General features: G+C 73.6%; 19 protein-coding genes. 11 read left to right on the forward strand and 8 right to left on the reverse strand.

Annotated features, from left to right (window positions below; genetic code table 11):
• Complete coding sequence (locus tag AB0E05_RS26155; RefSeq protein ID WP_361967659.1) at positions 1-1,278, reverse strand: MFS transporter; 1,278 nt, start codon at positions 1,276-1,278, stop codon at positions 1-3.
• Positions 1,279-1,550: 272 nt separating this feature from the next.
• Here AB0E05_RS26155 and AB0E05_RS26160 point away from each other — a divergent pair, with 272 nt between their 5' ends.
• The 4 genes from AB0E05_RS26160 to AB0E05_RS26175 all read left to right on the forward strand — a co-directional run bounded on the left by AB0E05_RS26160 (position 1,551) and on the right by AB0E05_RS26175 (position 9,807).
• Positions 1,551-2,276, forward strand: a complete 726-nt coding sequence (locus AB0E05_RS26160; protein WP_361967661.1) for a GntR family transcriptional regulator — start codon at positions 1,551-1,553, stop codon at positions 2,274-2,276.
• A gap of 122 nt (positions 2,277-2,398) precedes the next feature.
• Positions 2,399-3,925, forward strand: coding sequence for a hypothetical protein (locus AB0E05_RS26165; RefSeq protein ID WP_361967663.1), 1,527 nt, complete (start codon positions 2,399-2,401; stop codon positions 3,923-3,925).
• Between the two features lie 67 nt (positions 3,926-3,992).
• Entirely contained in the window at positions 3,993-4,904 is a 912-nt protein-coding gene (locus tag AB0E05_RS26170; protein WP_361967665.1) for a hypothetical protein, read from the forward strand.
• Between the two features lie 82 nt (positions 4,905-4,986).
• Positions 4,987-9,807 (forward strand): hypothetical protein, encoded by a 4,821-nt coding sequence (locus AB0E05_RS26175; RefSeq protein WP_361967667.1) that lies wholly within the window; start codon positions 4,987-4,989, stop codon positions 9,805-9,807.
• A gap of 69 nt (positions 9,808-9,876) precedes the next feature.
• Here AB0E05_RS26175 and AB0E05_RS26180 read toward each other — a convergent pair whose 3' ends face one another.
• Entirely contained in the window at positions 9,877-10,314 is a 438-nt protein-coding gene (locus tag AB0E05_RS26180; RefSeq protein WP_361967702.1) for a hypothetical protein, read from the reverse strand.
• Between the two features lie 550 nt (positions 10,315-10,864).
• Between AB0E05_RS26180 and AB0E05_RS26185 the strand changes: the two genes are divergently transcribed.
• The 4 genes from AB0E05_RS26185 to AB0E05_RS26200 are packed head-to-tail and all read left to right on the forward strand — an operon-like array spanning position 10,865 to position 14,958.
• Positions 10,865-13,504 (forward strand): nitrate- and nitrite sensing domain-containing protein, encoded by a 2,640-nt coding sequence (locus AB0E05_RS26185; protein WP_361967669.1) that lies wholly within the window; start codon positions 10,865-10,867, stop codon positions 13,502-13,504.
• Positions 13,501-13,953 (forward strand): roadblock/LC7 domain-containing protein, encoded by a 453-nt coding sequence (locus AB0E05_RS26190; RefSeq protein WP_361967671.1) that lies wholly within the window; start codon positions 13,501-13,503, stop codon positions 13,951-13,953. Before AB0E05_RS26185 ends, AB0E05_RS26190 begins: the two co-directional genes overlap by 4 nt.
• Before the next feature lie 8 nt (positions 13,954-13,961).
• On the forward strand, positions 13,962-14,375 hold the full coding sequence (locus tag AB0E05_RS26195) for a DUF742 domain-containing protein (RefSeq protein ID WP_361967673.1): 414 nt from the start codon (positions 13,962-13,964) through the stop codon (positions 14,373-14,375).
• A complete protein-coding gene (locus AB0E05_RS26200; RefSeq protein ID WP_361967675.1) occupies positions 14,356-14,958 on the forward strand; it encodes an ATP/GTP-binding protein in 603 nt (200 codons plus the stop codon). Before AB0E05_RS26195 ends, AB0E05_RS26200 begins: the two co-directional genes overlap by 20 nt.
• Before the next feature lie 12 nt (positions 14,959-14,970).
• Here the strand turns inward: AB0E05_RS26200 and AB0E05_RS26205 are convergent, their stop codons facing one another.
• The 3 genes from AB0E05_RS26205 to AB0E05_RS26215 form a co-directional block, all read right to left on the reverse strand.
• Positions 14,971-16,170 carry a lipid-transfer protein gene (locus AB0E05_RS26205; protein ID WP_361967677.1) on the reverse strand — a complete coding sequence of 400 codons (1,200 nt, stop codon included), beginning with the start codon at positions 16,168-16,170 and terminating at the stop codon, positions 14,971-14,973.
• Positions 16,167-16,592 (reverse strand): zinc ribbon domain-containing protein, encoded by a 426-nt coding sequence (locus AB0E05_RS26210; protein ID WP_361967704.1) that lies wholly within the window; start codon positions 16,590-16,592, stop codon positions 16,167-16,169. Before AB0E05_RS26210 ends, AB0E05_RS26205 begins: the two co-directional genes overlap by 4 nt.
• 69 nt (positions 16,593-16,661) lie before the next feature.
• Complete coding sequence (locus AB0E05_RS26215; RefSeq protein ID WP_361967679.1) at positions 16,662-17,006, reverse strand: DUF962 domain-containing protein; 345 nt, start codon at positions 17,004-17,006, stop codon at positions 16,662-16,664.
• A 90-nt stretch (positions 17,007-17,096) separates the two neighbouring features.
• On the opposite strand from AB0E05_RS26215, the gene AB0E05_RS26220 reads away from it, so the two are divergent.
• The gene (locus AB0E05_RS26220) at positions 17,097-17,600 is read left to right on the forward strand and encodes an NUDIX domain-containing protein (RefSeq protein ID WP_361967681.1); all 504 of its coding nucleotides are present in this window, start codon (positions 17,097-17,099) and stop codon (positions 17,598-17,600) included.
• A 15-nt stretch (positions 17,601-17,615) separates the two neighbouring features.
• On the opposite strand, the gene AB0E05_RS26225 is transcribed toward AB0E05_RS26220, so the two are convergent.
• Entirely contained in the window at positions 17,616-19,967 is a 2,352-nt protein-coding gene (locus AB0E05_RS26225) for a glycoside hydrolase family 31 protein (protein ID WP_361967683.1), read from the reverse strand.
• A 442-nt stretch (positions 19,968-20,409) separates the two neighbouring features.
• Between AB0E05_RS26225 and AB0E05_RS26230 the strand changes: the two genes are divergently transcribed.
• Positions 20,410-22,437: an acetoacetate--CoA ligase gene (locus AB0E05_RS26230; protein ID WP_361967685.1), complete on the forward strand. Its 2,028-nt coding sequence runs from the start codon at positions 20,410-20,412 to the stop codon at positions 22,435-22,437.
• A gap of 127 nt (positions 22,438-22,564) precedes the next feature.
• Complete coding sequence (locus AB0E05_RS26235; protein WP_361967687.1) at positions 22,565-23,563, forward strand: hypothetical protein; 999 nt, start codon at positions 22,565-22,567, stop codon at positions 23,561-23,563.
• A gap of 77 nt (positions 23,564-23,640) precedes the next feature.
• Here AB0E05_RS26235 and ptsP read toward each other — a convergent pair whose 3' ends face one another.
• The gene (gene ptsP, locus AB0E05_RS26240) at positions 23,641-25,311 is read right to left on the reverse strand and encodes a phosphoenolpyruvate--protein phosphotransferase (RefSeq protein WP_361967689.1); all 1,671 of its coding nucleotides are present in this window, start codon (positions 25,309-25,311) and stop codon (positions 23,641-23,643) included.
• Between the two features lie 89 nt (positions 25,312-25,400).
• A complete protein-coding gene (locus tag AB0E05_RS26245) occupies positions 25,401-25,850 on the reverse strand; it encodes a PTS glucose transporter subunit IIA (RefSeq protein WP_361967691.1) in 450 nt (149 codons plus the stop codon).
• Positions 25,851-26,262: the final 412 nt, after the last annotated feature.

Genomic DNA, 26,262 nt, shown 5'->3' on the forward strand with positions numbered 1-26,262 from the left:
TCACGGCAACTCCCTGCCCTGGGTCTCCGGCAGACCGAGCAGCGCCACCACGGCGAGCCCGTAACCGACGGCACCGAGCAGCAGCGCCCCGCCCACGCCCCAACTGTCGGACATGTAGCCCACCCAGGTCGGCAGGAACGCTCCCACGGCCCGGCCGCTGTTGTACGTGAACCCCTGGCCCGTGCCGCGCACGGCCGTCGGGTAGAGCTCGCTGAGGAACGAACCGAACCCGCTGAAGATGGCCGACATGCAGAACCCGAGCGGGAAGCCGAGGAGCAGCAGCAGCCCGTTCTCCCCCTCGGGGAGCTTGGAGTAGCACAGGATGCCAAGGGCCGACAGCACGGCGAACAACGCGATGTTGTTCTTCCGGCCTATTCGGTCGGTGAGATAGCCGCCGGTCAGATAGCCGAGGAACGCCCCGGAGATCAGCAGGGCCAGATACCCGCCGGTGCCGACCACGGTCAGACCGCGCTCGGTCTTCAGATACGTCGGCACCCAGGTCGCCAGGGTGTAGTACCCGCCCTGGACGCCGGTGGACAGCAGGGTGGCGAAGAGGGTGACCCGCAGCAGGTCCTTCTTGAAGATCGTGGTGAACGAGCCCCGTGTCGTGCTCGCCTGCCGCCGGGCGGTCGCCTCGGGGGCGTCGCTCACGTGCCGCCGCACGTAGATGACGAGGAGCGCGGGCAGCGCGCCCGTCCAGAACATCACCCGCCAGGCGGTGTCCGGGTCCAGGAACTCGAACACCAGCGTGTACACGATCACCGCGAGGCCCCAGCCGGCGGCCCAGGCGCTCTGCACCGCGCCGAGCGTCCGACCCCGGTGCTTCGCCGACGCGTACTCCGCGACCAGGATCGCGCCGACCGCCCACTCGCCGCCGAACCCGAGGCCCTGGAGGGCCCGGAAGACCAGCAGCGTTTCGTAGTTGGGTGCGAAGCCGCAGGCGACGGTGAACACCGCGTAGGTGATGACCGTGGCCATCAGGGCCTTCACCCGGCCGATGCGGTCGGCGAGTATCCCCGCGAGCGCACCGCCGATCGCGGACACCACCAGGGTGACCGTGGTCAGCAGACCGGTCTGGCCGTTGTCCAGGCTGAAGTAGGCGGAGATGGCCACCATGCTCAGCGGCAGCGTGAAGTAGTCGTACGAATCGAGGGCGTAGCCCCCGAATGCTCCGCCGAACGCCCGGCGCCCGCGCGGTCCCAGTGCCCTCAGCCAAGCGAAGGCTCCCGTGTCGTCCGGGAGCTGACCCTTCGTGGGCTGTACCCGAGTCGTGCTCATCTGCACCTCGCAGTGTCGAGCGGGGAGGGTGACTGTGCGATGTCATCAAGCTAGAGGATCGTTGAACGATCCGACAAGGGGCGCGTTGGCTCGTTGTTTCCTTCTACGATGGCTCCCGTGCGCCGGTGCGGGCCGGATTGAGGCGGCCCCCGGCGGGAGAGAGAGGTGTCGTGAGGGCGACGGAGACCGGTACGGGCAAGACGGGCGGGTCCAGCGGAGCCGACGGGCCCGGCGCTTCGAGCGGATCGGGTGCATCGAGCGGATCGAGCGCTGTGAGCGGGGCGAGCGGACCTGCCGGATCCGGCGGCCTCGGCGAGCTGGAGCACGACCGCGCGCTGCTCGGCCGCACGAGCACGGCCGAACGCGTCGCGGACATCCTGCGCACCCGCATCGCCGAGGGCTACTTCCGCCCCGGTGAACGCCTGTCCGAGGAGGCCATCGGCCAGGCGCTCGGAGTGTCGCGCAACACCCTGCGCGAGTCCTTCCGCCTGCTGACCCACGAACGGCTGCTCGTCCACCAGCTCAATCGGGGCGTCTTCGTCCGGATGCTCGCCGTCCAGGACGTCACCGACATCTACCGCACCCGCCAGCTCGTGGAGTGCGCCGTCGTCCACGGCCTCGGCGCCCCGCCGTACGACGTCACGGCGCTCGAAGCCGCCGTCAGCGCCGGTGAACAGCACGAGCGCGACGCCGACTGGACGGGCGTGTCCACGGCGAACATCCACTTCCACCGCGAGCTGGTCGCCCTCGCCGGCAGCGCCCGCACCGACGAACTCATGCGGGGCGTCCTGGCCGAGCTGCGCCTGGCGTTCCACGTCGTCGACGATCCGCGCGGCCTCCACCAGCCCTACCTCGTGCGCAACCGCGCCATCCTCGACGCCCTGCGCGCCGGCGACGCCACCACGGCCGAACGGCTGCTCGTGCAGTACCTGGAGGACTCCCGGGCACAGATGGTCGAGACGTACGCCCACCGGGTCCACGGCACCGACACGCACTGACACCCCCGCGCCGCCGCCCCCTGGCGGAACCGACCCGCCGCACGCCCGGGTCGGTTCCGTCGTGACGGGCGGCATCTGCGCCGTTTCGACCAGTGTCAGTGCGAGGACCTAATCTGTGCACCGTGACTTCGCCTGCCTCGACGGACCCCGTTCCGCCCCAGCTCAGCGCGGGGCCGCGGCCCGCGCAGGGCCCGGCCGCCGACGAGGGGCTCGCGCGGCGGCTGCGCGCGCTCGCCTGCACCGCGCCGCTGCACGACCTCGACGCCCGCAAGGCGAACCTCGCCGGTGAGTACACGGTCTACGCGATGGCGGAGGTCGCCCTCGCGGCCATCGACCTCGTCACGCTCAACATGGACTTCGACACCGGCGCCGACCACGAACAGATCGTCGCCAGACTGCTGCCCAGGATCGCCGCCCAGGCCCCCCGACGCCCCGCCGCCGAGCACGAGCGCGTCGCCCGCTGGGTCCTGGAGAACCTGATCAACGTCGGCAGCGTGGACCGAGGCTTCCGCGCCGTGTACGGCACCTTCGGCACCGACGGCGTCTACACCCGCCGCGACTACGACTTCAAGCTGATCGAAGAGGTCCCCGGCTACGGCGGCAGCGTCTACCTCCGCACCACCGACGAGGCGGTCAACGTCCTCGTCGGCGCCCTCGACACCGACGTGACCAGCGCGCAGATCGCCGCCGAGGTGAAGCTGGAGGTCCTGATCAGCCGCGGCCGGCTCGCCGACGCCCAGCTCGCCGCCGAACAGGCCCGCTACCGCACCGTGCAGTACGCCGAGACCCTGCGCCGCACCCTGGAGGCCACCCGCCGCAACGTCCGCGCGGTCGACTGGCTGAACGCCGTTCCGGACCTGATCGCCGAAGCCCTCGACCACGTCGCCGACCGCTACCGCCACGAGAACGCGATCCTGACGAACATCCGCAAGGCGCGCGACGAGGCCGAGGACCCCGAGCACAAGCGCCGCGCCGCCGAACTCGTCGACATCGTCAAGGACTGCATCCGCCGGCACACCCAGCTCCAGTCCCGACTCCTCGAAGCCGGCCCCCTCTTCCGCGCGGAACAGGACCGGCAGGCGTTCGCCCGCCCCACCACCCGCACCGGACTCGACCTCCACGGCCAGCTCGTCGCCCCCCTCCTGCCGCTCCCGGTCGAGTCCGCGGTCCGCGTCACCGACGCCTTCTTCGCCCGCGGCACCGGCCTGCGCACCCCCTCGTCCGTACGCCTCGCGGACCTGGTCGACCTGTTGCTGACGCCCCCCGTCGAGCGGGACCACCTCGGCGCCGAAATGCCCGAGCCCGACCTGATCGCCACCCCCGACGACAGCCGCTTCAGCGAGGAACAACTCGCCCAGGCCATGGAGTTCCTGGACCTGGAGCACGACGCGCCGCGCCGGCTCTCCGGCCTCCTCGCCGACGCCCGCCGCCGCGACCCAGACCTGCCGTACCTGGTCGCACTGCTCGCGGTGCACGCGGCGAGCCCCCCGGTCGGCACCGCCTACCGCCAGGGCGAGGAACGCCTCCTGTTCGCCGTGGACGACGGCACCGAACTCGACGACCCCGAGTTCGGCGGCGCCGACCTGATCGTGGGGACCGCCCTGCTCGACGCCGTCGGCATGGCCGCCGACCGCACGGAAGCGGCATGACCCGCCGCCGACCGGCCACCAGCCCGCCACGCCCCCGACCCCCACGCCCGTACGAGGAGCACGTCCAGTGACAGCGACCGAACCGCACGCCGAGCGCGCCCCCTGGCGCGACCCAGCGGCGGACGCGCCCGCGGAGGCGGCCGGCACCCCGGCCGCCCAGGTCACCCCCGCCGACGCGGCCGACGCCGCCCGCCTGGTCTCCTTCGGACTCCAGCCCAAGCTGCTGCCCGCCCGCGACGCGGAGTACGCCGAACTGCTGCGCCGCTACCGGGACGACGCCCCCTTCGCCCGGCTCGCCGACGCGGTCGCCACCGGCCTCGGACTCGTCGTCCTGGAGGTGTCCCCGCGCGCCGGCATGGCCATCAGCGCGGACGAGGAATCCGTCTTCGCCGTCCGCATGGGCGAATACGCCCGACGCACCTCCGCCGACTCCACCGACCGCTTCCTCCACGGACTGGCCCACCTCGCGGTCGCCGCCATGGCCTTCCCCCGCCCCGAGGACCTCGCCGACGACGCCTACATCGGCCGCCTCACGGTCCTCGGCGTCGACGGCTACGTCCGCCAGGCGTGCCGCCGACTCGAAGAGCGCGCCGACGAGCGCGGCGACAACACCGACCCGGCCACCGACGCCCCCGGCCTGGAGGCCGCGTGGCGCGTCTACGCCCGCCGCAGCGCCACCGGCGCCACCAAGGACGCCCGCCGACTGGCCGGCTCCACCACCGGCATCGTCGGCAAGGCCGTCGCCTTCCTCGCGGACTCCGGCTTCCTCCAGCGCACCGGCGACGACGCCGGCGGCGCCTACCGCACCACCGCGCGCTACCAGCTCCAGGTCCGCGACATGGCCGGCAGCGCCGCCATGGCCGAACTGCTGGAGCTGGGCGTCGTGCCCGTCAGCGACGGCAGCGCCACCCTGGTCCCGCCCCCCGACGGGGACGACCTGGAGCTGGCCGCCGACGCGGGCCTGCCCTTCCACACGTAAGCCCGCCCGACCACTGCCCACCGCGCGCGGTCGCCGCTGCGCCCGCGCACCCCGACCAGTCGACATCTGAGAGTCCGCCGCCATGTACGAGCTGTCCCGCGTTCGCCTCTACTCCATCGGGCCCGCCGGTGCGCGCTACGCCGACACCGTCCTGGACCTGCGCGGAGTCGGCGAGCCGGTGCCCCACCCCGCCCCCACCCAGGCGGAGTTCTTCCAGGACGAGCCCGTCGGCCCGCCGCGCCGCCCGGCCCCGGCCGGAGTGCTCTTCCTGGAGAACGGCGGCGGCAAGTCCGTACTGCTCAAGCTGATCTTCTCGGTGATGCTGCCCGGCCACCGCAACACCCTCGGCGGCGCCAGCTCCGGAGTGCTGCGCAAGTTCCTGCTCGCCGACGACTGCGGACACGTCGCCCTCGAATGGCAGCACACCCTCACCGGCGAACTGGTCGTCGTGGGCAAGGTCAGCGAGTGGCGGGGCCGCCAGGTCTCCAACGATCCGCGCAAGTTCGCCGAGGCGTGGTACTCCTTCCGGCCCGGCCCCGGGCTCAGCCTGGACTCCCTCCCGGTCGCCGAGTCCACCGCCGTGCGTCCCCCGGTCGAAGGGGCCTCCGGCGCCCGGGGCCGGCGCCGCACGATGAAGGGCTTCCGGGACGCGCTCACCGACGCCGGCAAGGCGTACACCCACCTGGACGTCCACTGGGAAGAGATCCACGACCGCTGGAACGAACACCTCGGCGACCTCGGCCTCGACCCCGAACTCTTCCGCTACCAGCGGGAGATGAACGCCGACGAGGGCGAAGCGGCCGGCCTCTTCGCGGTGAAGAAGGACTCCGACTTCACCGACCTGCTGCTGCGGGCCGTCACCGACACCCGGGACACCGACGGCCTCGCCGACCTCGTCAGCGGCTTCGGCAACAAACTCGGCCGCCGCGCCGAACTCACCGCCGAACGCGACTTCACCGCCGGCTCGGTCGACCTGCTGCACCGGATCGTGGAGGCCGCCGACACCCGCGCCCGGGCCCGGGACATCCACGCCGCCGCCGAACGCCGCACCCGCAGCCTGACCCGTCGGCTCTCCGCCCGGGCCGGCGAGGAACGCGCCCGAGCCGCCGACCTCGCCCAGCAGGTCACCGCCGCCGCCCACACCGTCACCGAAGCCGAGCAGACCCGGGCCCGCAGCTCCCTGGTCGCCGCCGAACTCGCCTACCGCAACGCCTCCCTCGCCCTCGCCGTCGCCGAGAAGCGCGCCGCCGCCCAGCGCCGCGAGCTGATCGACGCCCGTACGCTCCACTCGGCGTGGCAGGCCGCGGAGGCCGTGCTGCGGCACCGGGCCGCCGGCGACCGGTCCGCGCGGGTGGCCGCCGCCATCCGCGAGGCCGAGCGGGACGCCGCCCCCGCCCTCGCCGCCCGGGCCCTCGCCGCCGCCGACCTCGTCCGCGCCCTGCACGCCGCCGCCGAAGACTGCGAACGGCTCGCCAACGAACAGGAAGAGCGCTCCGCCGCGCTCCAGGAGACCGGGGAAGCGTCCCACCGCGACGCCACCGCCGCGGCCACCGAAGCCCAGCGCGCCCGCAGCGAGATCGGCCACCTGCGCCAACGGCTGGCCGAGGTCGAGCAGGAGACCGCCGAAGCGGTACGCGCCGGCTGGCTCGACGACACCGCCCCCGACGCCGACCCGGCGCGGGCCGCGCTCGCCGCCAGCGACGCCGAGAAGACCGCCGTCGCCGCCTGGGACACCGCCCGGGAAGCCGCGCGCGTCACCGCCGAGCGGGCGAAGGAGGCCGCCGCTGCGGAGTCCCGCGCCGAACTGGCCGCCGCCCGCGCGGCCGACGCGGCGAGCGCGGCCGAGAACGCCCACGGTGCGGAGCACCGGGCCGCCGCCTCCATCGCCGAGGACACCCGCCTGGCCGAACTGCTGAGCCTGCCCACGGCGCCCGCCATCGCAGCACCCCGCCCCGCCGACGCCGACGACCCGCAGGGTGACGAAGTCCGCTCCGGCGCACCGCTGCGCACGGGCGAAGGCCCTCTCGCCGCCGAAGAACTGGACCGTTACGCCGACGAACTGCGCGGGCTGCTGGAGCAGTACGTCACCGCGGCCGAGCGCCAGCTGTTCGACCTGCGGACGGCCGCGGCCGACGACGCCCGGATCCTCGGCGCGCTCGGCGACGGCGGGCTGCTGCCCCCGGGCCCCGACGTCCTGGCGACCGTCGAGTTCCTGGCCGAGCACGGCGTCCCCGCCCTGCCCGGCTGGCGCTACCTGGCCCAGGCCGTCGACCCCGCCGACCACGCAGCCGTGCTCGCCGCCCGCCCCGAACTGGTCGACGGCGTGGTGATCACCGACCCCGCGTCCCACGTCCGCGCCCGCGAGGTCCTCGCCGGCGCCGCGCTGCTGCCCCGGTCCGCCGTCGCCGTCGGCACCGCCGCCGCCCTGCTCGCGCCGGTGCCCGCACAGGGCGCCGACGACGCCGGGGTGTTCCTCGTCCCGCCGAACCCGGCCATGCACGACGAGCACGCCGCCGACGAGGAGCGCCAGGCGCTGCGCGCCCGCGCCACCGCCAGGGACGAGGAGATCAGGGCGCTCGCGGCCCGGCTCGCCGGGGACCGCGCACTCGCCGCGCGCCTCGGCTCGTGGCGCGCCGACTGCCCGCCCGGCATGCTCGCCGAACTGGCCCAGGGCTCCGCCGCGGCCCGTGAGGCCGCCGAGGCCGCGGCGGCCGAGCTGGCCGAGGCGCGCGTGGTGCGCACCGAAGCCGATGAGGCGGCGGCCGAGGCCGCGGCCGTACGCGAAGAGCGCCAGGAGCAGGCCCAGCGCGCCCGCCGTGCCGCGGACGCCCTCGCGGGGCTGGCCTTCCGGCTCCGGGAGCGCGCCGGCTGGCAGGTCAAGCTGCGGGAACTGGCCGACGAGGCGGCGGAGTCGGAGGAGCGGGCCGCGAGCTGCCTGGAGCGGGCGAAGGCCGCGGACGAGGACCGACGGGTCGCCCAGCGCACCGCCGACGACGCCCACCGCACCGCGCGTGCCCTGCGTGCCGAGCGGGCCGAGATCGCCGGCGCCCCGGAGCACCTCCCCGACGAGGACGCCCCGGCCCAGGAAGCATCGACGCCGCAGGGGCGCACCGCGCTGCCCGCACTGCGCGAGGCGTACCGCGCGGCCTCCCAGCTGTACGAGAAGGTCGGCGTCGGCGCGGACCTGCGGGCCGAACAGGCCCGTGCCGAGGGCGACGAGAGCGCGGCCCTGGCCGAACTGGACCGGCTCACCAACAAGGTCCGCACCCGCGCGGCACAGCTCCTGGAGAGCACCGAAGGCGCCGACGGGCCCTCCCGGCAGGCCGCCGTCGCCCGGGCCGAATCCCTCGTCCAGACCCTGGAGTTCCGGGCCTCCGAGGCCAGCGAGAAGCTGGGCAGGCTCCGGGGCGAAGCGGAACGGCTGGCCCCCTCCGACGGCGAGGCGCACACGGACCTCCCGGACGAACTGCTCCCCGCCGACGCCGAGCACGCCCAGAGCCTGCTGCGGACCGCCACCGGCGAACTGGCCGCCCGCACTGACGCCCTGGAGACCGCCCGAGAGGTGCACGGCGGACTGCTCCAGGCCCACCGCGCCGCCGAGGACGCCGCCGGCGGCTTCGACGAGACCGCCGCCCAACTCCGCGACCTGCTGCGCGACCAGCAGGACGACGAGCCGGCCCAGGACCCCGAGCCGTACGCCGGGGACCTCGCCGACGCCCGGCAGTCCACCGCCGAGGCCCGGCGCTCCCTGCGCGGCTGCGCCACGGACCTGTCGGCGGCCGAGTCCGCCGTACGGGAAGCCTCCGACGTCCTCGTACGGCACGCCAACTCCACCCGGTACGAGCAGGTGCGCACCCCCGCGCGCCAGCAGATCCGCGAGCTGCCGGCCGCCGCCCTGCCCGAGCACGCGGCGGCCTGGGCGGAAGCCTTCGCCCCTCGACTGCGGGTGCTGACCGACGAACTCCAGCAGCTGGAGCGCAACCGCGACACCATCGTCGACCGGCTCCGCGGACTGGTGGAATCGGCGCTGGCCACCCTGCGCTCGGCGCAGCGCCTGTCCCGGCTGCCGGAGGGGCTGGGGGAGTGGTCCGGGCAGGAGTTCCTCCGGATCCGCTTCGAGGAGCCCGACCAGGCCACGCTGGCGGAGCGCCTCGGGGAGGTCATCGACGAGGCCACCCGCGCGGCCGTGCGCAAGAACGCCACCGCGGCGTACGGCGAGGGCCGCAGGGACGGCATGTCCCTGCTGCTGCGCGGCGTCCAGGCGGCGCTGCAACCCAAGGGCATCGCCGTGGAGATCCTGAAGCCGGACGCGGTGCTGCGCGCCGAACGCGTCCCGGTCGGTCAGATGGGCGACGTCTTCTCCGGCGGCCAGCTCCTGACCGCGGCCATCGCGCTGTACTGCACGATGGCGGCCCTGCGCAGCAACGACCGCGGCCGGGACCGCCACCGGCACGCCGGCACGCTCTTCCTCGACAACCCGATCGGCCGGGCCAACGCCACCTATCTGCTGGAACTCCAGCGTGCCGTCTCCGATGCGCTGGGCGTCCAGCTCCTCTACACGACGGGACTCTTCGACACCACCGCCCTGGCGGAGTTCCCCCTGGTGATCCGGCTGCGCAATGACGCCGATCTACGCGCGGGGCTGAAGTACATCAGCGTGGAGGAGCACCTGCGGCCGGGGCTGCCCCAGCAGGACCCGGCGGGCGAGCAGGTCCACGGCGAGATCACGGCCACGCGGATGTTCAAGCGGGCCACGAGCGAACCGGCACCGGCACCCCTGCCCGCCCAGACCCCGCCCCCGGCCAGCGAAGCGGCACCGACACCCGAGAAGGCTGAGAAGCCCAAGGAGCACCGGGAAGATCGGGAACCTCAAGCACCCGAGCAACAAGCACAGGACGGCTAGCGATGCGCCGGGCGACGGCGCTGGCTCATGCCAGCGCCCGTACGCCCACGGTCCATACGCCTGCGGCTCCTACGCGGACGCCTCGGCCTTGGCCATCCGGGCCGTGCCGTGCGGCTCGCGGCGCCGTATTCGCGCCTCGCGACGGGCTTCGGCACGGGCTGCCCGCCGGGCCCGGCGGCGCTCCCGGCGCAACTGGCGGGCACTGCTGCTGGGCTCGGAAATCACGCCGTGACGCTGCTTCCAGACCTGGTGGGTCACCCACACGTCCAGCACGGACCAGGTCGCGACGACCGTACTGGCGACACTGCTGAGCACCATCGGGAAGGCGAGCCAGGAGCCGGCGAGGGTGCTCAGGAAGGCCACCATCGCCTGAATGAGCGTGATGGCCACGATGAGCACGGCCCGCACCGCTGCGGTGCGCACGGGGTCCGCGAGCCGGGCCCGGGCGGTGGGCTCCTCCACCCACAGCTGCCGCGGCGCGCGCGCCTCATCCGAGGCGTACCGCATCGACTCGCGACGCTCCCCCTGGTCCATCGTCCTGGTCACTTCCCACGTCCCCCCACATCCATCCGGCCTCTGGGTGGCTGCCCGAAATCCCTCGGCCCTACTCCAGCCTCCGCCTCCGGCAGCGCCGCAGGCACCGGAAACCGACACCGGACATCGACGCCGGAATCCGACAACTGGAGACCTCAAGGGAAAACCGGCAGTGCGGGCGAACCTCGCGCTACCGACCGCTATCACCAGGATCCCAACAGCTCTGCACATAAGGACGCACGAGAGCGCCGATTTGTTCCACCACCCGGGCATGAAACGAATGAATCCGGCCATCTCCAGCGACGGGGGAGCCGACGCTCTCCGCACCCCCTTGCGACACGCCGGGAATCCCAACACCTTGAATGCCGGAGCAACCCGTGGGCAACACCCCTCCGGTCGGCCGAAAATCGTCCGGACGGCCCTTCGAGTTGCTTGTGTGACAGTAGTAGGCTCGCGCCGTTTGTTGACGGAGTGACGGAACACCACCGTCCGTTGGGGCGGTTCCGGCCGGGGGAGGGAGGCCATGCGCTTTCGCGGGAAGTCCATCCGCCGGAAGATCGCAGCGCTGCTGCTGGTGCCGCTGCTCTCCCTCACCGCACTGTGGGCCTTCACCACCGTGCTCACCGGCCGGGAGGCCAGTGAACTCCTCGAAGCCAACGCGGTCACCGAAGACGTCGGCGAACCCGTCACCAGTGCGATCGACGCCCTCCAGCAGGAGCGCCGTCAGACCCTCGTCTACCTCGCGGACCGCCGCGCCTCCACCGCGCTCCCCGAGTTACGCACCCGGCGCGGCGCCACGGACGCGGCCGTCGCCGAGGTCAGGTCCAGGGCGGACGACGCCGAGACCCGCGAGACGCTGGGCACCGAGGGCGAGCGCAAGCTCGGCAAGCTGGTCAAGGGATACGACGGACTGACCGCGCTGCGCCGTTCCGTGGAGGCGGGCACCGTCACCCGCATCGAGGCGCTGGAGTACTACAACGGCATCGTCGACCCCGGCTTCTCCTTCCTGAACTCCCTCCACTCCCTCGGCGACGTCGGCCTGGAGCGCCAGGGCCGCGCCATCGTCGGCCTCGCCCGCGCCCGCGAGGCCCTCGCCCGAGAGGACGCCCTGATCGCGTCCGCCTTCACCGCCGGCCGGGTGGACTCCGACGAACTGCGCCAGCTCACCGGCCTCGTCGCCCGGCGCGAGGTGCTGTACGACACCAGCCTCGAAGCCCTGCTCCCCAAGGACCGGGAGATCCACCGCGTGTTCTGGAAGGGCCCGGAGACCGCGCCCCTGCGCGACGCCGAGAAGCGGCTGACCACCGGCGGCCCCTTACGGCACGCGTCAGCGTCCGAGGCACAGGAGTGGCAGGTGGCCACCGCTCCGGTGCTCGACGAACTCCGCGACGAGGGCAACGCGGCGCAGACGCGCCACGAGGACCGCGTCGAACCCGCCACGTACGACGTCTTCGTCAAGGCGGGCGTCGCCGGCGTCCTCGGCTTCGCCGCCCTCCTCGTCTCCGTCGTCGTCTCCGTGCGCATCGGCCGCGACCTGGTCCGCGACCTCTCCCGGCTGAGCCGCGAGGCGCACGAGGTGTCCAGCGTCCGGCTGCCCAGCGTCATGCGGCGCCTGGCCGCCGGCGAACCGGTGGACGTCGAGACCGAAGCCCCGCGCCTGGAGTACGAGAAGGACGAGATCGGCCAGGCCGGCCACGCCCTCAACACCCTCCAGCGCGCCGCCGTCGAAGCGGCCGTGCGCCAGGCCGAGATGCGCCGCGGCGTCTCCGAGGTCTTCGTCAACCTCGCCCGCCGCAACCAGGTCCTGCTCCACCGCCAACTCACGCTCCTCGACACCATGGAGCGCCGCACCGAGGACACCGACGAACTCGCGGACCTCTTCCGCCTCGACCACCTCACCACCCGCATGCGCCGCCACGCCGAGGGCCTGGTGATCCTCTCCGGCGCCACCCCCTCCCGGCAGTGGCGCAGACCCGTCCAGCTGATGGACGTGGTCCGGGCCGCGGTGGCCGAGGTCGAGGACTACGAACGCATCGAGGTGCGCCGACTGGCCCGCATCGGCGTCGGCGGATCGGCCGTCGCCGACCTCACCCACCTCATCGCCGAACTCCTGGAGAACGCGACGGTGTTCTCCCCGCCGCACACCACGGTCCAGGTCCACGGCGAACGCGTCGCCAACGGCTTCACCCTGGAGATCCACGACCGCGGTCTCGGCATGGCGCCCGAGGTCCTGCTGGACGCCAACCTGCGCCTCGCGGAGACCCCGGAGTTCGAGCTGTCGAACACCGACCGGCTCGGCCTGTTCGTGGTCAGCCGGCTCGCCCAGCGCCAGAACGTACGGGTGTCGCTCCAGCCCTCCCCGTACGGGGGCACTTCGGCGATCGTCTTCATCCCGGCCGCCCTGCTGACCGACGCCCCGGACACCGAGAGCAGGGGCGTCCGCATCGACCGGGCCGGGAACGGGCCCTTCGGGCGACGCAACGGCAAGGGCGAGGGCGGCACCAAGCTGTCCGCGCTCGCCCAGAGCGGCCAGGCGCGGCGGAACGGTCCTGCGCTTCTCGGCGGCCGTACGGACTGGGACGCCCCCGAAGACCCCGGGGCCCCCGACGGCCTCCCCGACGCGCTGTCCCCGTTCGCACCGTACGAGCCGCAGCCCGACGAGGCCCACCGCGCACCGCTGCCCCGGCGCACCAAGCCGCCCACCCTGATCACCGACGGCGGACACAGGGTCGATGAGCCTGTCCGCACCCACCCGGCTCCGTTCCCCGAGCCCCTGCCGGCCCCGGACCCCGCGCGCGCGGGATCCGCCGGCCGCCCCGAAGCGCTCGACGCCGTCCCCCCGTACGAAGAACCGCCGCCCGCACCGGTCGACGGACTGCCGCGACGCGTGCGCCAGGCCAGCCTCGCCCCGCAGCTCAGGGCCGACCCCGACACCGGCCGGACCCGGCAGCCCCCGACCCACCACGACGACGCGCGTCATCTCGGTCCCGACGCCGAACGCGACCCGGACGAGGTGCGCACCCGCATGGCGGCCATGCAGCGCGGCTGGCAGCGGGGCCGCCGCGAGAACGCGGACGGTGCCGCCGAAGGTGTCGACCAGTCCACCGGCCCGGGCACCGGCCGGCCGGCACCACGAACCACCCCGGAGGGGGACGGCCCATGACCGCACCGCACGCCGCAGCACACGCCGTCGGCGAAGACCCCGCGCAGGGCTCCGGCGCACTCAACTGGCTGCTCGACGAACTCGTCGACCGGGTCGGCAGCATCCGCCAGGCCCTGGTGCTCTCCCGGGACGGCCTGGCCACCGGCGCCTCGCGCGCCCTGACCCGGGAGGACGGCGAGCACCTCGCCGCCGTCGCCTCCGGCTTCCACAGCCTCGCCAAGGGCGTCGGACACCACTTCGACGTGGGCCGGGTCCGCCAGACCGTGGTGGAGTTGGACGAGGCGTTCCTCTTCGTCACCGCCGCCGGCGACGGCAGTTGCCTCGCCGTCCTCGCCGACGCCGACGCGGACGTCGGCCAGATCGCCTACGAGATGACCCTCATGGTCAAGCGGGTCGGCGCGCACCTGTCCACCGCCCCCCGGACCGGTCCCGCCAGCGCCGGGGGATGAGCGCGGGCATGAGTGACTCGGCACACCACCCCCGGCACTCCCAGCACCGCCACCACTTCTTCGACGCCGACGCGTCGCCGGTGGTCCGCCCGTACGCCATGACCCGCGGTCGCACCAGCAGCACGGGCCAGCACCGGCTCGACATGATCGCCCTGGTCGTGGCCGAGCCCTCGGCCCACCACCTGCACCACGACGGATCGCTCTCCCCGGAGCACGTCGACATCGTCGAACGCTGCGAACGCAGCCCGCAGTCGATCGCCGAACTCGCCACCGGCCTGGACCTCCCGGTGGGGGTCGTACGGGTGCTGGTGGGCGATCTCGTCGAAGGCGCGCTCGTCCACGTCTCCCGCCCCGTTCCGCCGGCCGAGCTGCCGGACGTGAACATCCTCCGTGAGGTGATCAATGCCCTTCGGGCGCTCTAGTGTCCGCAAGCCCGTCGAGCCGGTGGCGCTGAAGATCCTGGTCGCCGGTGGATTCGGGGTGGGGAAGACGACGCTGGTGGGCGCGGTGAGCGAGATCAGGCCGCTGCGCACCGAGGAGGTGCTGAGCGAGGCGGGGCGGCCCGTGGACGACACCGCGGGCGTCGCGGGCAAGACGACCACCACCGTCGCGATGGACTTCGGACGCATCACCCTCCGCGACGACCTGGTGCTGTACCTCTTCGGCACGCCGGGCCAGCAGCGCTTCTGGTTCCTGTGGGACGAGTTGGCGCAGGGCGCGCTCGGCGCCGTGGTGCTGGCCGACACCCGTCGCCTCCAGGACTCCTTCGCCGCGGTGGACTACTTCGAGCGCCGCGGCATCCCCTTCACCGTCGCCGTCAACTGCTTCGACGGGGCTGAGCGGTTCCCCGCGGCGTCCGTGCGCGCCGCGCTCGACCTCGACCCCGGGGTGCCGCTGATGATGTGCGACGCCCGTGAACGCGACTCCGCGAAGCTGGCGTTGGTGGCGGTGGTGGAGCACGCCCTGGAACGGGTCGACCCCGAGCACCGACACGCCTCCGCCTGACGCCCGGAGGCGTCAGCGGACCACCACCACCGCCGACCCGTGGCCGAACAGCCCTTGGTTGGCGGTGACCCCGACCCGGGCCCCGGCCACCTGCCGCGCCCCCGCGGCCCCCCTCAACTGCCAGGTCAGCTCGCAGACCTGCGCGATCGCCTGCGCGGGCACGGCCTCCCCGAACGACGCCAACCCCCCGCTCGCATTGACGGGTACGCGCCCGCCGAGCGCCGTGACCCCCTCGCGCACGAGCTTCGCCCCCTCGCCCGGTCCGCACAGCCCGATGTCCTCGTACCACTCCAGTTCCAGCGCGGTGGACAGGTCGTACACCTCGGCGAGCGACAGGTCCTCCGGTCCGATGCCCGCCTCCTCGTACGCGGCGTGCGCGATGGACGCCCTGAAGGAGCCGCCGCCGTCGATTCCGACCGCCGTGGTCGAGTCCGTCGCGATGTCCGGCAGGTCGAGCACGGTCCTCGGATACGTCGGGGTGACGGTCGAGACCGCCCGGACGCGGACCGGGTCGGCCACGCCGTGCCGGCGCGCGAACTCCACGCTGGACAGCACCAGCGCCGCGCCGCCGTCCGAGGTGGCGCAGACGTCCAGCAGCCGCAGCGGGTCGGCGACGACGGCGGACGCGGCGACCTCCTCGGCCGTGACGGGCTTGCGGTAGCGGGCGTGCGGATTGAGCGCGCCGACCGCCGCGTTCTTCACCTTGACGCGGGCGAAGTCGTCGGTGGTGTCCCCGTACAGGGCCATGCGGCGCCGGGCGTACAGGCCGAAGTACGCGGGGTTGGTCGCCCCCAGGATCCGGAAGCGCAGCCAGTCGGGGTCGTCCGGCCGGTCGCCGCCGGCGGGGGCGAAGAAGCCCTTCGGCGCGGCGTCGGCGCCCACCACCAGCACCACGTCGGCGAGCCCCGCGAGGATCTGGGCCCGTGCGGTGCCGATCGCCTGCGCGCCCGACGCACAGGCGGCGTACACGCTGGTGACCCGCGCCCCCTGCCAGCCCAGCGCCCGGGCGAAGGTGGCGCCCGCCACGTGTCCGGGGTAGCCGCCGCGCACCGTGTCCGCGCCGACGACGGATGTGACGCGGCGCCAGTCGAGCCCGGCGTCGGCGAGGGCGGCCCGGGCGGCGAGGGTCCCGTACCGGACGAAGCTGTGGCCCCACTTGCCCCAGGGGTGCATGCCGGCCCCGAGGACCGCGACGTCCCGCTCCCCGCTCATGACGCCACCGGGCGCCAGTGCCAGGTCGTCCGGACCGTGCCCGTCTCCCGGTCCTCGTCCAGGACGCCGGGGACCACCTCCACCTCGGCGCCGACGGAGAGGTCCGCCGTCGACACCCCGGGCGCGGCCTGCCCCAGCAGGACCATTCCCTCCGCGGCCAACTCGACCGCGACCAGGACGTACGGCTCCCAGGGGACGTCCGGATCGGAGACGTACGGCGGCGGGGGACGGTAGCGGCCGTCGGTGTACGACCAGACCGTGCCCCGTCGGGAGAGCGCGACCTCCGCCAACGCGTCCCCGGCGCAGGCGGGGTTGCGGCAGAAGGAGTCCTCACGCGGGAAGAAGACCGCACCGCAGTCGCCGCAGCGGGTGCCGAGCAGCCGGAACTCCTCCCCGTCGCCCTGTGTGAACCAGCCGGCCACCACCGGTGTGCGCGTCAAGGGTCCCTCCCGGCCACGAAAACTGACGGAACGTCAGAAGTGTGCCACGGGTCAGCCGTTCTCGGCGAGCCACTTGGCGGCGGTCTCCGCCAGCTCCGCGTCGCGGCCGGTCAGCATCATCCGGATCATCTGCGCGTCACCCCGCAACGACCACGCCGGATGCCCGAACGTCGCCGGGTTGTTCCCCTCGATGAAGAAGTGCGCGGGCCACGCCGTGCCGTACCCGATGAGCGGGAGCGCCGCCAGATAGCGCCTGCGCCCGCGCGCCAGCCCGTACGCCGTGACCGCGAGCCCGGTCAGCGTGCCCGTGAGATGGACCCAGCGGGTGGCCGCCTTGGAGTGCATCGCCACGTAGTACGGCCAGAATTCCTCGTACGAATCGAATGTCCGCTCCATGCCGGGCACCGTAAACCCGCACCGCGGCGGGCGGCCAGAGCTCTGCGGGGTGCCCGGGACCGGCTCCGCCCCGTCGGCTACAGTCCGCGCGTGTCCGAGAACTCGCACTGCGCCGACTGCGGCGCCCCGTACGGCCCGGTGGCCGGCTGGCCGCGCACCTGCCCGTCGTGCGGCGCCACCGCCTACCGCAACCCGCTGCCCGTGGCCGTGGTGCTCCAGCCCGTGCACGACGCCGACGGCGCCGGGCTCGTCGTCATCACCCGCACGGTGGAGCCCGCGGCGGGCAGGGCGGCGCTCCCCGGCGGCTTCGTCGACCTCGGGGAGACCTGGCAGGAAGCCGCCGTGCGCGAACTGCGCGAGGAGACGCGCATCGAGGCCGACGCCGCTGCGGTCCGGCTCGCCGACGTCCTCAGCGGCTCCACCGGACACCTGCTGGTCTTCGCCCTGCTGCCGCCGCGCGCCGCGGCCACGTTGCCGCCGTCGGTCCCCACGGGCGAGACGGCCGGCTGGCACCTGCTGCGCGGCCCCGCGGACCTGGCCTTCCCGCTGCACACCGAGGTGGTCGCGAACTGGTTCGCCGGCCGTTACGCCTGACCCCCGTCCTGTTCCCTACGGCAGCCCCCGCACCCGCACCCGCCGGCGCGGCGCGGCCGTGCCGTCCCCGCGGATCTGCTTCACCACCACGCGCCCCTTCGTGAGCCGGGTCGCATAGCGCTCCACCTCCGCGCGCGCCCAGCCGTCGCCCTGGTCGGGCACCACCAGCCCGCCGCCCTTGCGCCCCTCCACCGGCGCCCACACCTCCAACTCCAGCCGCCCGTCCGCACCCCGCACCGGCACCACCGAGCCCGCGCGCGCCAGGACCGGCACCCGCGACAGCGGCGCCGCCACCTCGACCTGCCCCGGCCCGTGGTGGGCCCGACCGGTCGCCGTGTCGTACCAACGGCCCCGCGGCAACCGCACCGTGCGCCGCTCCACCCCGGCCTCCAACACCGGCGCCACCAACAGCGCGTCCCCGAGCAGGAAGGCGTCGTCGCACTCCCGCAGTGCCCGGTCCTCGGGCGCCCCCCACCACACCGGCCGTACGTACGGCGCCCCCGTCAACCGCGCCAGGTGCGCCAGGGTCACGAAGTACGGGCGCAGCCGCTCCCGCTCCACGAGGGCCGCCCGCGCGTGCCGCAGCACCTCGGGGCCGAACTCCCACGGCTCCCTGCGCCCCGCGTCGATCGCGCTGTGCGTACGGAACAGCGGCAGGTACGCCCCCAGTTGGAACCAGCGCAGATACAGCTCCGGCGACGGCACCGCGTCGAAGCCGCCGACGTCCGGGCCGGAGTACGGCACCCCGCACAGCCCGAGCCCCACCACCAGCGCGAGCGAGGCCCGCAGCCCCGGCCAGCCGCTCGCCACGTCGCCGGACCAGGTCCCGCCGTAGCGCTGCATGCCCACCCACCCCGAACGGGTGAACAGGAACGGCCGCTCCCGGGGGCGCAGCCGGCGCAGCGCCTCGTACCCGGCGCGCGCCATCGTCAGCCCGTACACGTTGTGCGCCTCGCGGTGGTCGCCCCCGCGCCCCTCCAACGCGTGCCGCGCGGAACGGGGCAGCGTCATGTCCCCGAAGGGCGCGAACGACACGGGCTCGTTCATGTCGTGCCACACGCCCGAGAAGCCCTGGGCGAGGCGTTCCTCGTACCACCGGCCCCACCACCGCCGCACCTGCGGGTCCGTGAAGTCCGGATAGGCGCACGCACCGGGCCAGACCTCGCCGCGCACCTCGCGCCCGCGCGCGTCCCGTACGAACGCCCCGGCCCGCCGGCCGCTGTCGTACACCGCGTTCCCCGGCTCCGCCTTCACCGCGGGATCCACGATGGAGACCGTGCGCACCCCGGCGTCCCGCAACTCCCCGGCCAGCGCCGGCAGGTCGGGGAAGCGCCGCCGGTCCACCGTGAACACCCGGTGCCCGTCGTAGTGGTCGATGTCGAGGTGGACCGCCGACAGCGGCAGGTTCCGCTCGCGGTAGCCGGCGACGACCCGGCGGACCTCCTCCTGGTTGCCGAAGCCCCAACGGGCGTGCTGCGGGCCCAGCGCCCACGACGGCGGCACCGCGGCCGGCCCGGTCAGCCGCGACCAGCGCGCCAGCACGCGCGCCGGCGTGCCCACGACCACCCAGCACCGCAGCGGACCGCCGTCCATCCGCAGCACGCTGGTGCCCGGCCGGTCGTGCCCCGACCCCTCGCCCTCGGCACCCTCGCGCAGCACCACCCGCCCCTCCCACGTGTTGTCGTAGAAGGCCAGGTGCGTGCCCGCGTCCGCGACGACCACCTGCACGGGCATCGTGATGGACAGCGGATCGTCGCCGGGGCCGAAGGAGCCCCGCGGGTCGGTGTTCCACAGGCTGTACTCACCACTGGGCAGCCGCGGCCCGGCGGAGCGCCCGCCGAGGCCGAAGAAGCGCGCGTCCGCCGCCACCTCGGTGCGCTGCACCCAGCGCGCCGGCCCGCCACGCACCGGCTCCCACCAGCGCGGCGGCAGATCCCGCCGCAGCACCACCCCGCCGGGCGTACGGACCTCCACGGCGCCGTGTCGGGAGACCTCCACCGTCACCCGCTCGGACACCACCCGCCAGCCGCAGTCCTTGTCCGGCTCCAACTGGGCCCGCGGGTCCGCTTCGGGTGCCGTGCCGGCCAGTGCGTACGACGGCTCGGGGTCGGCCCCGTCCCACCCCCAGAACACCGCGCCCCCGGACGCCACCAGGATCCGCAACTCGGAGCGGGCGAAGCGCACGACGCCCCCGCCGGGCAGCGGCTCCACGCCCGCCACCGAACCGGGCACCCGCGCCCGCTCGGCGCCCCGCGCCGGCAGGCTCCGCGCGTCGGTCCGACGTCCGCGCCACGCCGACCGAGCGGCCCGCAGCCCCCGGCGCGTGGCCAGGTCCCTCACCGAACGCACGAACTCATGACCGTCCATGCACGTCAGCCTGCCACCCGGGGACCGGTACACGAGGACCGTTCAACTGCCGTTCACCCAGGGTGACGCCCGTCGCGATCGAACAACAGATCCGGTTCGGTCGCATCTGTTCCGATGTGCCCTTGTCCCGCGCAGTCCGCCGGGGATTCGCTCAGCACGGATCGGCTCTGCGCTCAGCACGGATCGGTTCTGATCGAAGTCGATCAGCACGGTGGAGGTCCGGCCGGTTCCATGCAGCTCCCGGCGGCTCCGACCCCGGGCGCGGGCCGCTCCCCGCCGCTCTGGTGCGAAAGACGATCACATGGCATCGTCCGTGTCAGCCCGTGCCACCGCACACCCCGCACGCGCACGGCACCTTTTGACAGCCTCAGACAGCACACGGCGCCCCACCCCTGACACCCAGGACCGGGAGCGCGGACCAGAGCCCTCCGGGAGCCGCACCGTGACCCCAGCGAACGCAGCGCACCAAGCGTCCCCAGCCGCGACCCCCGCCCCGCTGTGGCAGCCGGACGCCGACCGGATCGCCGCCGCGAGGATCACCCACTTCCAGCGCTGGGCCGCCGCACACCACGGAGCCCCCTCCGACGGCGGCTACCACGCCCTCCACGCCTGGTCCGTCGCCGATCTCGACACCTTCTGGGGCGCGGTCGCCGAGTACTTCGACGTACGGTTCACCACCCCCTACGACCGGGTGCTCTCCCACCCCGAGATGCCCGGCGCCCGGTGGTTCACCGGCGGCACCCTCAACTACGCCGAGCACGCGCTGCGCGCCGCCGACACCCGCCCCGACGCCCCGGCCCTCGTCCACGTCGACGAGGCCACCGACGACACCACGGGGCCCGTCGAGACGAGCTGGGCCGAGCTGCGCCGCCAGGTCGCCGCCCTCGCCGCCCACCTGCGCTCCCTCGGCGTCACCCCCGGCGACCGCGTCTGCGCGTACCTGCCGAACGTCCCCCAGGCCGTCGTCGCACTCCTCGCCAGCGCAGCCGTCGGCGCCGTGTGGACCTCCTGCGCCCCCGACTTCGGGGCCCGCAGCGTCCTCGACCGCTTCCAACAGGTCGAGCCCGTCGTCCTCTTCGCCGTCGACGGCTACCGCTACGGCGGCAAGGAGCACGACCGCACCACGACCGTCGCCGAACTCCGCGCCGAACTCCCCACCCTGCGCGCCGTCGTCCACGTCCCCCTGCTCGGCACCCCTGCACCCGACGGCGCCGCCGACTGGGCCGACGTCACCGCGGGCGACCCCGGACCGCTGACGTACGCCCCGGTCCCCTTCGACCACCCGCTGTGGATCCTGTACTCCTCCGGCACCACCGGACTGCCCAAGGCCATCGTCCAGTCCCAGGGTGGCATCCTCCTCGAACACCTCAAGCAGCTCGCCCTCCACTGCGACCTCGGCCCCGACGACCGGTTCTTCTGGTACACCTCCACCGGCTGGATGATGTGGAACTTCCTCGTCTCCGGCCTGCTCACCGGCACCACCGTCGTCCTCTACGACGGCAGCCCCGGCCACCCCCACGTCGGGGCCCAGTGGGCCGTCGCCGAACGCACCGGTGCCACCTTCTTCGGCACCTCCGCCGCGTACGTCATGGCCTGCCGAAAGGCCGGCGTGCACCCCGCGCGCGACCACGACCTCTCCCGCGTGGGCTGCGTCGCCACCACCGGCTCGCCCCTCCCGCCCGACGGCTTCCGCTGGCTGCACGACGAGTTCGCCGAGGCCGGCGCCGACCTGTGGACCGCCTCCGTCAGCGGCGGCACCGACGTGTGCAGCTGCTTCGCCGGTGCCGTGCCCACCCTCCCCGTCCACATCGGCGAACTCCAGGCCGCCGGCCTCGGCACCGACCTGCACTCCTGGGACCCCACGGGGCACGACGTCGTGGACGAGGTCGGCGAGCTGATCGTCACCCAGGCCATGCCCTCCATGCCCACGGCCTTCTGGAACGACCCCGACGCGGCCCGCTACCGCGCCGCGTACTTCGACATGTTCCCCGGCGCCTGGCGGCACGGCGACTGGATCACCATCACCGACCGTGGCACCGTCGTCATCCACGGCCGCTCGGACTCCACCCTCAACCGCCAGGGCGTCCGCATGGGCTCCGCCGACATCTACGAGGCCGTCGAACGACTCCCGCAGATCCGCGAATCCCTCGTCATCGGCCTCGAAGAGGAAGGCGGCGGCTACTGGATGCCCCTCTTCGTCCACCTCGCCGCCGGTGTCGCCCTCGACGACGCACTGCGCACCACGATCAAGAACACCATCAAGGAACAGCTCTCGCCGCGCCACGTCCCCGACGACATCATCGAGATCCCCGCCGTCCCGCACACCCTCACCGGCAAGCGCCTCGAAGTGCCCGTCAAACGCCTCCTCCAGGGCGCCGCCCTCAGCAAGGCGGTCAACCCGGGCTCCGTCGACAAGCCCGACCTGCTGGCGTTCTACGTGGAACTCGCCCGCACCCGACAGGGCACCTGACGCCTCGCCCGCGGCCCGTTGTCAGTGGCGCTCGCTACGGTGAGTAGTCACTGATCGACGTTGTGCACGCGATCGTGCGCACCCCGCCACGGGTGCGCACGACCGACGGCACGCCCAGGGGGAGACCATGACACCCGACACCACACCGGCCGAACACGGCGACCACCGCGACCCCGGCGAACGCAGCGCATCGAGCGCTCGCCGCCGCTCCCACCGGTCCCGACGCACCACGGGCCGGCCACGGACCCGGGCAGCACAGCGGCGCGCCCTGCGCCGCGAGGTCCCCGGCACCGTGGGCGTCCTCACCGACGCCCACGACTTCCACGCCATGCTCGGGTACGACACCTTCCCCTTCGACGACCACCCCGCGTACCTACGGCACGTCGAAGCCCTGCTCGCCTCCCGCACGGCCGACGGCCTGTACACCTCCGTCGCCCTCTTCGACCCCGACGACTTCGCGGAGTACTGCACCGACGAAGGCATCGACCCCGACGCCACCCGCAGCCGAAGCCGCTACACCGCCTCCGTCGCCGCCCGCGGCGACGCCCTCACCTACACCGGCCAACCCCTTGGCGACCTGCTGCCCCGCCTGATCGACAACGCCGTCCGCCAAGCCACCTGGGAGTACGCGGCCTCCCTCCTCGCCGACATCGGAGCCTGCGCCGACTGCGGCGAGGACATCGGCAAGGCGTCCTTCGACCGGGCGTTCCACCTGCTCAGCAGACTCCTCGAAGCCGCCGGACCAGGCGCCCACCACCTGGTGTGCAGCGTCCTCGCCCCCGAAGAACACCTCCTCGCCGCCCTCCACGCGCAGCGCGACGCCACGGGCTCCACCGCCCGCATCGACACCGTGGCACTGACCGAGTTCGTCACCGTCCTCGCCACCGCCGTCGCCCTCCACCGCCCCGCGGGCGTGGTCCTGCGCACCACCACCTCCGCCGACGTCCCCGTACGACTCCACGGCTGGCGGCTGGACGCGAGCAGCCTCGTCCCCCTCACCGAAGCGGAGGTCTTCAGCGCCTACTGCACCGACGCCACCACCGGCGAACCCGTGTCCCCCGAGCCGAACGTCGAGTACCGCGCCGGCTTCGAGGTCCCCTCGGACGAACCCGACCCCCACCACTGAACCCCGACCCGGACCACGACACGACGGAAGGGCCCCGCACCAGCGAGGCCCTTCCGCCCAACACACACCAGCGAGCGCTACTCGCCGGACAGCACCGCCTGGGCAGCCGTCCGCGCCTCCTCGGCGGTGTCGGCGGCGCGAGCCGCAGCGGCAGCCCGCTCGCACTGCGCGAGCGTGTACTTCGCGAGCATCGCCCGCACGTACGGAATCGACGCCGCGCCCATCGACAGCGACGTCACCCCCAGCCCCGTCAGCACGCACGCGAGCAACGGATCGGAGGCGGCCTCACCGCACACGCCACAGCTCTTGCCCTCGGCCCGAGCCGCCTCGGCGGACAGCGCCACCAGGTCCAGCAACGCCGGTTGCCACGGATCCTGCAAGCGCGACACCGCACCCACCTGACGGTCCGCCGCGAAGGTGTACTGCGCCAGGTCGTTGGTGCCCAGCGACAGGAACTCCACCTCCTGGAGGATCGACCGCGCCCGCAGCGCCGCTGACGGAATCTCCACCATCGCGCCGAACTTCGCCCGCAGCCCGGCCGCCCGGCACGCGTCCGCGAACGCCTTCGCGTCCGTGCGGTCCGCCACCATCGGCGCCATGACCTCCAAATACACCGGCAGGCCCTCGGATGCCTTCGCCAGCGCCGACAGCTGCGTCGCCAGCACCTCCGGGTGGTCCAACAGCGTCCGCAGACCGCGCACGCCCAGCGCCGGGTTCGGCTCGTCGGCCGGCGTCAGGAAGTCGAGCGGCTTGTCCGCGCCCGCGTCCAGCACCCGCACGACCACCCGGCCCTCCGGGAACGCCTCCAGCACCCGGCGGTACGCGTCGACCTGCTTCTCCTCCGACGGTGCCTGCTTGCTGTCGTCGAGGAACAGGAACTCCGTACGGAACAGCCCGACGCCCTCGGCACCGGCCTCCACCGCCGCCGGCACGTCATCGGGGCCGCCGACGTTCGCCAGCAGCGGCACCTTGTGCCCGTCCGACGTGGCACCCGGCCCGCTCGACGCCGACAGCGCCGCCTTCCGCTCCGCCGCGGCCCGCTCCAACTCGGCCTGCTTCTCCGCGCTCGGCTGCACGAAGATCTCACCCGTGCTGCCGTCCACCGCGACCAACGTGCCCTCGGCCAGCTCGCCGGCCCCGGGCAGCGCCACCACGGCCGGCACCCCGAGCGCCCGCGCGAGGATCGCGCTGTGGCTGGTCGGCCCGCCCTCCTCGGTCACGAACCCCAGCACCAGCGTCGGGTCCAGCAGCGCCGTGTCCGCGGGCGCGAGGTCCCGCGCGATCAGCACGTACGGCTCGTCGCTGTCCGGCACGCCCGGCATGGGCACGCCGAGCAGCCGCGCCACGATCCGGTTCCGCACGTCGTCGAGGTCCGCGACCCGACCGGCCAGGTACTCCCCGGCACCCGCCAGCAGCGCCCGATAGGCGGCGAACGCGTCGTACACCGCGCGCTCCGCCGTGCTCCCGACGGTGATCCGCCGGTCCACGTCCGCCATCAGCTCCGGATCCTGGGCCATCAGCGCCTGGGCCTCCAGCACGGCCTGCGCCTCGCCGCCCGCCAGGTTGCCCCGGGCGATCAGATCGGCGGCCACCGCGTCGACGGCCTGACGGGCGCGCCCCTGTTCGCGCTCCGCGTCCTGTGCGGGGTTCTGCTTGGCGGGCGGCTCCAGCACCGCCGTACCCATGTGCCGTACTTCTCCGATGGCGACACCGTGGCTCACGCCGACGCCTCGCAGCGTTGTCTCCATTTCACCCGTCCCCGGTCGAGCGGCGGCCCGTGCCGCCGCGATGGATCTCGTACCGGCCGTGACCACGGCCAACCGACGTCACGACGACGTCACTGCCAGGAGAAGAGGGAGTCCCCGACCTTCACGTCGCCGCTCTCGACGACGTCGCCGAGCGCATCGGCCGTGGCCTCAAGCGCCACGATCGGACAGACGGGGGACTTCCCGGCCTCTTCGACGGCGACGGGGTTCCAGCGCACCATGGCCTGGCCGCGGGTGACGGTGTCCCCCTTGTTGACCAGCAGTTCGAAGCCCTCGCCGTTCAGCTGCACGGTGTCGATGCCCAGGTGCACCAGCACGCCGTGCCCCTCGGCGTCGACCACGACGTAGGCGTGCGGGTGCAAGGAGACGACGACGCCGTCGACGGGGGACACGGCCTCGGAGGGCTCACGGACGGGGTCGATGGCGGTACCGGGACCGACCATCGCACCGGAGAACACCGGGTCCGGCACCGCGGACAGTCCGATGGCACGTCCGGCAAGAGGGGACGTCACTGTGGTCATGGGGCCTCCCAGGGGTGGAGATTCGCCGCACCCCCGTCACTGCTCGTAGGGGGCGGCACACTGTTCAGAAGCGTATGTCAGTTGAAGTCCTAGTTCCGACCGAAAGCTACCGGCTTGACGGACCTAGAGGGCCACCGGAAACGATTTGCCTCGCTCTCCGGCGCCAGGTACTGTCGTACCCCTGCGTGACCCCAACGCGACGTCGAGTCGGGGGTCGGCAGCAACCTTTCAAGCCGAGATCCTAACTGGTCTACACCTCTGCCTGTCCGCAGGGGATGGTCAGGGGGACGGAAAAAGCCTGATAAGGTTTGAAACATCGAAGGGAAAAGCCCGGAGGGTCCTGAGAGGGACTTGAAGGAAGCGTCCGTTCCTTGAGAACTCAACAGCGTGCCAAAAGTCAACGCCAAATATG

The sequence above is a fragment of the Streptomyces sp. NPDC048057 genome (assembly GCF_040653095.1).
Classification (GTDB): Bacteria; Actinomycetota; Actinomycetes; order Streptomycetales; family Streptomycetaceae; genus Streptomyces.